Below are 9,646 nucleotides of genomic sequence, written 5' to 3' on the forward strand. Positions count from 1 at the left end.
GCGCCGATGGCGGCGCGATCGGGTGAGGTCCGCCGCTGACCGGCGCTCGGATGTGGGGACACGGGACACGCACCCTCTAAAGTCATTAAGTAACTTAGCGATTTCCACCGTGCCAGACTTGGCCCCATGGCGCAACATCGAGCATTCGGACCCGACCCGGAATCGGATTCCCGCACCGCGCGTGCCGCGCGGGCCGGAGCACCGCCGAAGGACGATCTCTCGGAGGCGCTGCGCGAGGTCCTGACCCTCACCCAACTGGCCCGTGCGGCACTCGCCGAGCGGCTCGGCATGCCACTGACGAACGTCGAGGCGGTCGAGCACGTCGTCATGGCGCAGGGAGCCGGTGAGCCGATCGGCCCGGTCGAACTCTCCCGGCGCCTCGGCGTCACCAGCGCCGCCGGCACCCAGTCGGTCAACCGCCTCGTCGCGGAGGGCCACGTGACCCGCGGCCCGCACCCGCGCGACGGGCGCCGGCAGGTTCTGGACGTCACGCGCAGCGGCTTCGACCACGTGATGGCCGAGCTCGCTCCCCTGCTCGGGCTGCTGCACCGGGCCACGCAGGACCTGAACGCGCAGGAACGCGCCGGAGCCCTCCGCTACCTGGACAACGTGGCGGCCGCCTACCGCACCTACCTCACCGACGACCCCCAGGACTGACGGCGGGCCCCGCGCCCCCGGCCGCGCGTGCGCCGGGAGCGGGCCCGTGACACCGCCGGCCGCACGGCGAGCGGGCTGACGCGGTGGCCGTACGGGCACGGGAGGGGCGCGCGCCTCCCGGGCCCGTGTCACGGGGGATTCGGGCCCGCCGGGAACCGGAGCGGCGGCTCCCGACCGGACCCGGGGCCCGGCAGATGGCGACGGCCCGGGCAGGAGCGGGGACCGGGGCTGTGGCGGCCGCGGCACGCGCGGCGGGTCAAAACTTCCTTGCGACTCGAAGTTGACCTTCGACGGCCAGATCCTTTACTCCTCCCGGTTCGGCTCTCAGTGCCGCCGGCGCGCGTAGGCGGGCGAGACCAGCGCGATCAGCAGCGCGGCCACGCCGACCTGTAGCAGGTGCCGGATCCAGTCGATGCCGCCGGTGTGCCGCACACCGAGGCAGGAGGCCGCGGCGTTGCCCAGCAGAGCACCCGCCGCACCGGCGAGGACGGTCAGCCACAGGGGTACGGGCTGACGGCCCGGCAGCACGAGCTTCGCCAACAGGCCGATCACCAGACCCGCGACCAGGGCCCACAGGATCGTCATGGTCTTCTCCCTCGTTCGCTCTCGACTTCCCGGAACGCCCACCGTGTGCCCCCGTACCGGGCGTTCATGCCTGGGCCGCGCCGGATCCGGGCGCGGGGGCGACCCACGCCGGGCACGGTCGAGCGCCGCCGTCACGGGCCGCCCGCCCGGCGGGGGTGCCGGCGCGCGAGCGCCGGCACCCCGTGCGACACCCCGTGGCGGCGGCGTCCGCGGGGCTCAGCCCCGACGGGCCCGGGCGTGCCGGATGTCGGTGAGCGCGGTCGGGGCGCCGCCGAGCCACCAGGTGGGGTCGGCGCTGCCGTCGGTGGTGCGGCCGTCGCGGTGGACGTAGTGGCGCACGTCCCGTCCGGGATCGGCGAACTCGCCGGCGAGGGCCCGCTGCAGCCACTCCGCCCCGAACCGGAAGGCCTCGGCCGCCACTCCCCCGAGCGGGTGGAACTCGTCCTCGTAGACCCGCAGCTCCTTCGGCGCCCGGACGCGTTCGAAGCTCTCCAGCGCCTGGCCGAGGTCGGTGAGCTCGTCGAACTCGCCGATCCCGTACAGCACCGGGCAGGTGATGTCGGCCACCAGGTCGCCCAGCGGCATCCGCCGGGCCAGGTCGCGGTCGAAGGCCTCCTCGTCGGTGTACCCGGCCATGAACATGTAGTTGTTCTTGAAGGTCGGCTGGGCGCGCTCGAAGATCGTCGCGAAGTCCCCGGTGACGGCCTCGAAGGCGGCGAGCGCGGCCAGCCGACGGTCGGTGGCGGCGGCCCGGGATCCCCAGTAGCCGCTCATCGAGATGCCGAACATGCCGATCCGCTCGGCGTCGACCTCCGGGAGCGCGGCCAGGTGGTCGAGGTAACGGCCGATCGCCCGCTCGTAGTTGCCGAGGTCGACGGTCAGCCCGCCGGCGCGGCTCTCGCCCTGGCCCGGCCCCTCGATGGACAGCGCGACCATGCCGCGCGAGGTGTAGTAGCGCTCGGCCGCCCAGATGTAGTCCTCCTTGATCATGTCCATCCCGGGGCCGAGGATGACGGCCGGCGCGTTCTCGACCCGCCCGGCCGGCAGGTGCAGCAGGGCGAAGATCCGCGAGCCCTCGAAGTCCAGCTCCACCCGCCGCACCCGGCCGTCGCGCAGCGCGCCCAGGCGCTCCACGCAGTGGTTGGCGCGCCGGCGCATGGCCGTCTTGCGCGGGTCGGCCGCGTCGAAGATCGAGTACTGCGCCCGGCCCCACATCACCGCCGCCCGCAGATAGAGGTCGGCGGCGGTCTGCGCGAACCCGCCGCGCTCGTGGTGGGCGGCGCGCTCCTCGGCCTGGCCGGCCACCGTCGCCCACGCCTTGGGCAGCATCGCGCCGCTCCTGACCAGCGCGAAGACCTTGTCGAAGTCGGTGTGGTCGTGGCCCAGCTGCTCCATGGTCCCGACGGCCTCGGGGTGCAGCGCGTCGAAGCCGCCCTGGGCGAGGGCGATGTCCAGGGCCCAGCTCTGGCCGGTCGATCGGATGGTCATGGGTGTCCTCCTGGGGATCCGCTCAGCATTTGGCTAAGCACTTAATGAGTAAGTACTTAGCTATTAAGTACTGAGGCTAGGCTGCTGTCAACCCGCCGAGGAGGACCGACCATGACCGAGACGCCGCCCACCGACGACCGCGCCCGGGCGCTCGACCGCCTGGCCCGCGCCGCCTACCGCCTCAGCGCCGCCGACGCCCGGCTGCGCGGACGCGCCACCCGCACCCCGGGCGCGCTCTCCCTCACCCACGCCCGGGCCCTGCGCACCCTGGCCGAACAGGGGCCCCTCACCATCAGCGGGCTCGCCGCCGCCACCGAGACCACCGGCGCCGCCACCACCCAGCTGGTCAACGGCCTGGTCACGGCCGGCTACGTCACCCGCACCCGCCAGCCCGAGGACAAGCGCTCCGTCCTGGTCGCCCTCACCGACACCGGCCGGGCCCGGCACGACCAGCGCCAGAACGCGCTGGCCGAGGCCCTGCACGCCGATCTGGACGACTACGACGACGACGCCCTCGACCGGGCCGCCGAGGTGCTGCGGCGACTGTCCGCCGTCTACGACCGGCTGTGAGGCCGCGGGCCGGTCCGGTCACGGCAACCGGGGCGCCCGGTTCCCCTTGCCGCCACCGGCTTTGACGATTCATCAGAAATTCGCACGGGTACCGTTGGGAGATGGACCTCAGTGCCGAACTGACGACCCTGGCCGCCGCCGGCGCCGCCCGGCTGGTGGAGGCGATCGTGACCGACACCTGGCCGGCGGTCAGGTCCGGCGTCCTGTCCCTGTGGCGCCGCGCGCACCCCGAGCGGGTGGCCGCCGACCTCGACGACACCCGCGAGGAACTGCTCACCGCCCAGGGGGCCGGTGCCCCGGGCGATCTGCAGGCCCTGCTGGTGAACGAGTGGCAGGCCAAACTGGCCCGGCTGCTGCACTCCCACCCCGACCTCGCCGACGAGCTGCGGGAGTTGATCGCCGGCGTGCTCACCGCCCGCCGCCCCGACGCCCCGCCGGCCGGCTCCGTCACGATCACCACCCGGGTGACCGACGGCGACGCCTACGTGGCCGGCCGCGACCTCACCGTCCACCGCCCCGCCGCCGAATGACGTGACCGACGAAGCGGAACCGCCCCGGCACCTGGAGGTCACGGTCTCCGGCGGCAACGCCTACGTCGCCGGCCGGGACCTTCACCTCACGACCGCCGAGGCCGCGGTCCGACCGCCCCGGGGGCGCGACGACGCATGCCCCTACCCCGGCTTGGAACCCTTCGACGCGGCCTCCGCCACCTGGTTCCACGGCCGCGAGCAGGCCGTCACCGACCTGTGCCGGCGACTGGACGACCGGCTTCGCACGGGCGGGCCGCTCGTCGTGCTCGGGCCCTCCGGCGCCGGCAAGTCCTCGCTGCTCGCCGCCGGAGTGCTGCCCGCGATCGCGGACGGCGCACTGCCCGCGCGCGGCTCCGCCCACTGGCGCCGGGTCCTGCTGACGCCCACCGCCCACCCCGCCGCCGCGCTCGCGGCCGCGCTCGGCGCTCCCCCGCCGCACGGCGGCCCGGCCGCGTACGCGGCCGCCGTCTTCGACGCCGTCCGCGGCACGGGCCTGGTCCTCGTCGTGGACCAGTTCGAGGAGGTCTTCACCCTCGGCGCCGACGAGGCCGAACGCCGCCGCTTCGTCGAGGTGCTGGACCTCCTGGCCCGTCCGCCCGACCGCAACGTGCTGGTCGTGCTCGGTGTCCGCGCCGACTTCTACGCCCGGTGCGCGGCCGACGACCGGCTGCGGGACGCGCTGCGGGCCGACCCGGTCCTGCTGGACCCGCTGACCGACGAGGAGCTCGAACGGGCGATCCGCCGCCCGGCCGCGGCGGTCGGCCTGACGATCCGGGACGGCCTGGTCGACCTGCTGCTCGCCGACCTGGCCGGCCCCGACCGGGCCGGCACCCTGCCGCTGCTCGCCCACGCCCTGCGGGCGACCTGGCAGGAGCGCGAGGACGGCGCGCTGACCCCTGCCGCCTACCGCCGCACCGGCGGCATCCACGACGCCGTCGCCCGCACCGCCGAGTCCGCGTACGCGGCCCTCGCACCCGAGGGCCGGGCCGCCGCGCGCGCCGTCTTCCTCCGGCTGGTGGTCATCGGCCGGGACACCGAGGACACCCGCCGCCACGTCGCGCCCGACGACCTGCTGCGCGGCCTTCCCGACGAACGCGCGGCCCGGTCCGTCGTCGACACCTTCACCGCGCGCCGACTGCTGCTGCGGGAGCGGGAGACCGTGGCCGTCGTCCACGAGGCGCTGATCAGGGAGTGGCCCCGACTGCGCGAGTGGATCGACCGGGACCGGCCCGGCCAACTGCTCCGCCAGGAGCTGGACCAGACCGCCGCCGGGTGGGAACGGAGCCAGGACCAGTCCGCGCTGTACCGGGGCGCCCGGCTGGAGGCCGCGTCCGACTGGGCGGCCGCCCACCCGGACGAACTGACCGCCACCGCCCGGGCCTTCCTCACCGCCGCCGCCCGCCAGCAGCAGCGCTCCCGGCGCAACCGCCGCGCCGCCGTCGCCGTCGTCACCGCGCTCGCCGTCCTGGCCACGGCCGCCGCCGGGTTCGCCCTCGTCCAGCGCGACCGCGCCCAGGCCTCGGCCGCCACCGCCGTCACCAACCAGATCTCCTCGCTGGCCGCCCAGTTGGCGCCGACCGACCCCGCGCTCGCCGCCCAACTCGCGCTGGTCGCCCACCGGCGCGAGCAGACGGACGACACCGCCTCGCGACTGATCGGCTTCGAGAACACCCCGGTCCCCAGCCGGCTCGGCGGCCCGGAGTCCGGCACCCGGACGATGGCCCTCTCCCCCGACGGGCACACCCTGGCGACGTACGACACCACCGGCGCCCTCCGGCTCTGGGACATCCGCGACCCGCACCGCGCCACCGAAGCCGGCCGGCTGGACCCGGAGTCCGGCGGCCGGGCCCCGGCCCTGGCCTTCGGTCCGAACGGCTCCCTGCTCGCCACCGCCGGCACCGCCGGAGTGCGGTTGTGGCAGGTGGCCGACCCCGCCCACCCCCGGCCGGCCGGGCCGCCGCTGGACGTCGCGGGCAGCACCGTCAACCGGCTGCTGTTCGGCCGCGACGGCCGGACCCTGCTCGCCCTCGGCGGCACCCCCGACAGCGGCGACGGCGGCGAAGGCCTGGTCCTCGGCTGGAGCACCGCCGACCCGGCCCGCCCCGTCCCGCTCACCCTGCCCGCCGTCCGGCCGAGGTATCCGGTGGCGACGGCCCTGCTCGGCCCGGACGGGCGGACCCTGGCCACCCAGGACGGCGCCGACGTCCAGCTGTGGGACCTCGCCGGGACGGCCGCGACGGCGGCGCCCGTCTCCCGGTTCCAGGTCCGTGGTCCGATCCTGGCGCTCAGCCCCGAACGCGGCTTCCTCGTCACGGGCGGCGAGAACAACCAACTGGAGTTCTGGAACATCCAGGACCCGCGCCACCCGAACAACCTGCTGACGGCGCAGCCGCTGTCCGGGCGGACCAGTACGATCCGGTCTGCGGCCTTCGACGGCAGCGGGCAGCTGCTGGCCGTCGCCCACGGCAACGGCGCCGTCAGCCTGTGGAACCTGTCGAACCCGTACTACCCCTCGCTCGTCACCGAGCTGCCGACCGTCTCCTCCTACCCGGCCGACCGGGTGTTCTTCACGCCCGACGGCCACACCCTCGCGGCCCGGGACGACTCCGGGGCCGTCGTGCTGTGGAGCGTGCCACCGACCCTGCTGCCCGGCGGGGGACCGGTCGCGTTCAGCTCGGACGGACGCCGGCTGGCGACCTCCAACGGCATCTCGAACTCCCTGCTCTGGGACCTCGCCGACCCCCGCCGGCCGACCCGGCTCGGCAGCCCCCGGACCGGCGCGCCGCAGCCGGCCTCCGCCCTGGCGTTCAGCCCCGACGGCCGCACGCTCGCGCTCGGCTCCCCGGCCGCCGGCGGCACCGGCGGGGCGCTCTGGCTGACGGACGTCACCGATCCCGGCCGGCCGGTGCCGCTCGGCCGGCCGCTGGGCGGCCCGGCAACCTCCGTCTCGGCGCTGGCCTACGGCCCCGACGGCCGTTTCCTCGCGGCCTTGGGCGACGAGGGCCGGCTGTTCCTCTGGGACGTGGCCGACCCCCTTGCGCCGACACCGCTCGGGCCCCCGCTGGCGGTGCCGTCACGCACCCTGACCGGCCTCGCGCTCAGCCGGGACGGGCACACGCTCGCGGCCGGCGACACCACCGGCGGCGTCCACCGCTGGGACGTCACCGACCCCCTGCGCCCCGTGGCCCTCGGTGCGCCGCTCACCGGTCCGGCCTCGGCCGTCAACGGCCTCGCCTTCAGTCCCGACGGGCGGAGGCTGGCGGCCGCGCACCAGGACGGGTCCGTCCGGCTCTGGGCCGCGGGCGGTACAGCAGGCGCGGGCGGCGCGGCGGACGGCGATTCGGCGGGCGAGACCCTGACCGGCCCGCAGGGCGCCGCCACCTCGGTCGCCTTCGGCCCGGACGGCCGGCTGCTCGCCGTGGGCGGCGGGGACGGCACCGCCCGGCTCTGGCGGCTCGCCCCCCGGCAGCCCCCGGTGGCCTTCGGCCGGCCGCTCACCGGCCCGGTGGGGTCCGTGGACTCCGTCGCCTTCGGCCCCGACGGCCGGACCCTCGCGGTCTCCGGCGTCGATGCCACCGTCCGGCTCTGGGACCTCGACGCGACGGCGGCCGTCGAGCGGATCTGCGCGACCACCGACGGCGCGCTGGACGAGGCCCGGTGGAACCTCCTCGTCCCCGGGAGCGACCCGCCGCCGCGGCCCTGCCCGGTCAGCGCCGCACGATCAGCGGCCCTTGATCGTCGACGGTGAAGTCGATCGAACGGTCGGGCGCTGTCGGCGCGTCGATGTGCAGGGTGGAGTAGCCGCCCGCGGTCAGGCCGCCGACCGTCACCGTCGCCCGGAAGGGGACCGCGCCGCCCTCCGCGCAGTTGGGCACGCACCGCTTCTGCCACAACTGCCCGGTGGCGGTGGCGGTCGGGCCGCCCCAGCCCGCCCAGCTGAGCTGGTCCAGGGACATCCCGCCGTCCCCGCAGAAGAGGACGACGTACGCCGGCTCGGTGGCGGGCAGCCCACCGCAGCCGATCAGGACCGCCCCCGGATCGGTCGGCCAGGTCCGCCCGGCCGGAGGGCTCGACGCCGTGGTCCGGCTCGCCGGCGCCGGCACGGTCGTCGTCGCGACCGGCGACGGGCCCGGCGGCGAGGGCGTGGCGGTGGGGCCCGCACTGCCGCATCCACCGATCACCAACGGGAGCGCGGCGGCCAGTCCGCCCAGCGCGTGTACGAGCACCCGGTTCCTCATTGGCGCCTCCCCGGTGTGTGCCGCCGTCCGCACTCGGCGGGTCACTCCAGGCTACCGTTCCGGGCCTCCGCCCAGAACGGTTCCGCCAATCCTCGACCGCCCCAACACCCCCATACGTCAAGCGAGTTGAACTGGATCCCGCCCGCCGACAGGGAGTCGGCGGCCCTCCGGTGCGCGTCGAGCGGCGGATCTCCTCCTCGGGCCACAGGATCGGTCGTCGGACACGCCTCAGCAGGTCAACCGGGCATCTTGGCGATGGCTTCCAGGAACATCGCGCAGAAGTCGGGGAATGCCATGCCCTCGCGGTCGTTGTTCGGATCCGGGTCCACAGGTTGTCCCCACAGGCCTCGGAATCCGGTCTTGCCGTCGAGGGAGGGCCACCAGATCTGGTGGGCCCTGTCGACCACGAAGCCGTACGCACGCGAGTTCAGGGTCACGTCGTCCGCCTGCCAGTCGGTCAGGTTCCGGCCGGGTGGGACCTGGAGTCCCTTGGGACGGATCACCGTTCCGCTCGTGCCGGCCGAGGGAACGATGTCGGGCGCCACCGGGTCGGCGAAAGCGACGTTCGGGAACGGCTCGACCGCCACCTCCAGGAGTGCCCGCGCCGTGTCCCGGCCGGCGCGGACACCACCCGGCCGCCCGGCCACCCGGTCCCGTCAGGGCGTCTGGACCGAGGCGCCCAGCCGGTAGTCGTGCGCGGTGAACGCGGCGGCGACGGCGAAGCGGTCCGCGCGGACGAGCGTCTGCCGCCACTCGATCGGACGCCCGTCGGTGTCGCGGCCGAGCCGGTCGATCGCGAGCAGCGCGGTGGTCGCGGGGCAGTCGAGCAGGATGCGCTCCCCCCGGCCGGGGACCACCGCGCGGATGCGTTCCCAGCCGCCGCGGATGCTGCGGCCGCAGTGGCGTTCGAGCTCGTCGTAGAGCGAGGTGTGGGTGAAGTCGACGTCCAGCAGCGGGTGGGCCACGTCCGCTGGGAGCCAGATCCGGTCGACGGCCAGCGGTTCCTCGTCCGCCAGGCGGACACGTTCGAGGTAGACCAGCGGCGTGGACTCCTCCAGTCCCAGACGGGCGGCGATGACGCCGTCGGCGCGCCGGTCGAGCGCGCGCACGACGCTGCGCTGGACGGCACCGACCTCCTCGACGGAACGGAACAGGCTGTACGCCTCCCCGATGTCCTGCTCCAGGGGGCGGCTCGCGGTGAACCGCGAGGCCTTGCCCCGCTGAGCGGTGACGAGGCCCTCCTCGCGGAGCTTGCGCAGGGCCTCGCGGACCGTGTGCCGGCTGACCCGGTACTCGGCGACGAGGTCGTGCTCGCCGGGGAAGACGTCCTGGAACTCGCCCTCGTCGAGCCGGCGCAGCAGGTCGGCGCGCAGCTGCGCCCAGAGCGGACTGCCCGCGGCCCGGGTGAGGGGCCGGGGACCGGGGCCGGGACCGGGCGCGGAGGTCACGGCGCCCTCCTGGGAGTCAGGGGTCGGGTGGGTGGTGCGGGACACGAGGTGAATGTACGTACCTTCGGGGGGACAGCACAAAATCGGTGCCTGCCGGGCATGGCCGGGTGGCGACCGGCGGAGGGCGGCC

At 75.4% G+C, this 9,646-nt stretch carries 9 protein-coding genes; 4 read left to right on the forward strand and 5 right to left on the reverse strand.

Annotated features, from left to right (window positions below; genetic code table 11):
* The first annotated feature begins 126 nt into the window (after window positions 1–126).
* A complete protein-coding gene (locus ACWGJO_RS29545; protein WP_452188332.1) occupies window positions 127–657 on the forward strand; it encodes a MarR family winged helix-turn-helix transcriptional regulator in 531 nt (176 codons plus the stop codon).
* Window positions 658–981: 324 nt separating this feature from the next.
* Here the strand turns inward: ACWGJO_RS29545 and ACWGJO_RS29550 are convergent, their stop codons facing one another.
* Both ACWGJO_RS29550 and ACWGJO_RS29555 read right to left on the reverse strand, forming a co-directional pair.
* Window positions 982–1,242, reverse strand: coding sequence for a GlsB/YeaQ/YmgE family stress response membrane protein (locus tag ACWGJO_RS29550; RefSeq protein ID WP_452188334.1), 261 nt, complete (start codon window positions 1,240–1,242; stop codon window positions 982–984).
* 216 nt (window positions 1,243–1,458) lie between these two features.
* On the reverse strand, window positions 1,459–2,730 hold the full coding sequence (locus ACWGJO_RS29555) for an alpha/beta hydrolase (RefSeq protein ID WP_452188335.1): 1,272 nt from the start codon (window positions 2,728–2,730) through the stop codon (window positions 1,459–1,461).
* A gap of 111 nt (window positions 2,731–2,841) precedes the next feature.
* Here ACWGJO_RS29555 and ACWGJO_RS29560 point away from each other — a divergent pair, with 111 nt between their 5' ends.
* The 3 genes from ACWGJO_RS29560 (at window position 2,842) to ACWGJO_RS29570 (ending at window position 7,578) form a co-directional block, all read left to right on the forward strand.
* Entirely contained in the window at window positions 2,842–3,300 is a 459-nt protein-coding gene (locus ACWGJO_RS29560) for a MarR family winged helix-turn-helix transcriptional regulator (protein ID WP_452188337.1), read from the forward strand.
* Window positions 3,301–3,401: 101 nt separating this feature from the next.
* Window positions 3,402–3,830, forward strand: a complete 429-nt coding sequence (locus tag ACWGJO_RS29565; RefSeq protein ID WP_452188339.1) for a hypothetical protein — start codon at window positions 3,402–3,404, stop codon at window positions 3,828–3,830.
* Between the two features lies 1 nt (window position 3,831).
* Entirely contained in the window at window positions 3,832–7,578 is a 3,747-nt protein-coding gene (locus tag ACWGJO_RS29570; protein WP_452188341.1) for an nSTAND1 domain-containing NTPase, read from the forward strand.
* On the opposite strand, the gene ACWGJO_RS29575 is transcribed toward ACWGJO_RS29570, so the two are convergent.
* From ACWGJO_RS29575 to ACWGJO_RS29585, 3 genes are all read right to left on the reverse strand, one after another.
* Window positions 7,538–8,056: a hypothetical protein gene (locus ACWGJO_RS29575; protein ID WP_452188343.1), complete on the reverse strand. Its 519-nt coding sequence runs from the start codon at window positions 8,054–8,056 to the stop codon at window positions 7,538–7,540. The genes ACWGJO_RS29570 and ACWGJO_RS29575 overlap by 41 nt on opposite strands.
* Window positions 8,057–8,304: 248 nt before the next feature.
* Window positions 8,305–8,655, reverse strand: a complete 351-nt coding sequence (locus ACWGJO_RS29580; RefSeq protein WP_452188344.1) for a hypothetical protein — start codon at window positions 8,653–8,655, stop codon at window positions 8,305–8,307.
* 69 nt (window positions 8,656–8,724) lie between these two features.
* Window positions 8,725–9,561, reverse strand: a complete 837-nt coding sequence (locus ACWGJO_RS29585; protein ID WP_452188346.1) for a GntR family transcriptional regulator — start codon at window positions 9,559–9,561, stop codon at window positions 8,725–8,727.
* Window positions 9,562–9,646 lie beyond the last annotated feature (85 nt).

The sequence above is a fragment of the Kitasatospora sp. NPDC054795 genome (genome assembly GCF_053611565.1).

Excerpts from the sequence above, each read along its gene's own strand:
- ACWGJO_RS29560 (WP_452188337.1), top strand. The coding sequence starts at position 2,842 with ATGACCGAGACGCCGCCCACCGACGACCGCGCCCGGGCGCTCGACCGC.
- ACWGJO_RS29555 (WP_452188335.1), bottom strand. The coding sequence starts at position 2,730 with ATGACCATCCGATCGACCGGCCAGAGCTGGGCCCTGGACATCGCCCTC.
- ACWGJO_RS29565 (WP_452188339.1), top strand. The coding sequence starts at position 3,402 with ATGGACCTCAGTGCCGAACTGACGACCCTGGCCGCCGCCGGCGCCGCC.
- ACWGJO_RS29550 (WP_452188334.1), bottom strand. The coding sequence starts at position 1,242 with ATGACGATCCTGTGGGCCCTGGTCGCGGGTCTGGTGATCGGCCTGTTG.
- ACWGJO_RS29545 (WP_452188332.1), top strand. The coding sequence starts at position 127 with ATGGCGCAACATCGAGCATTCGGACCCGACCCGGAATCGGATTCCCGC.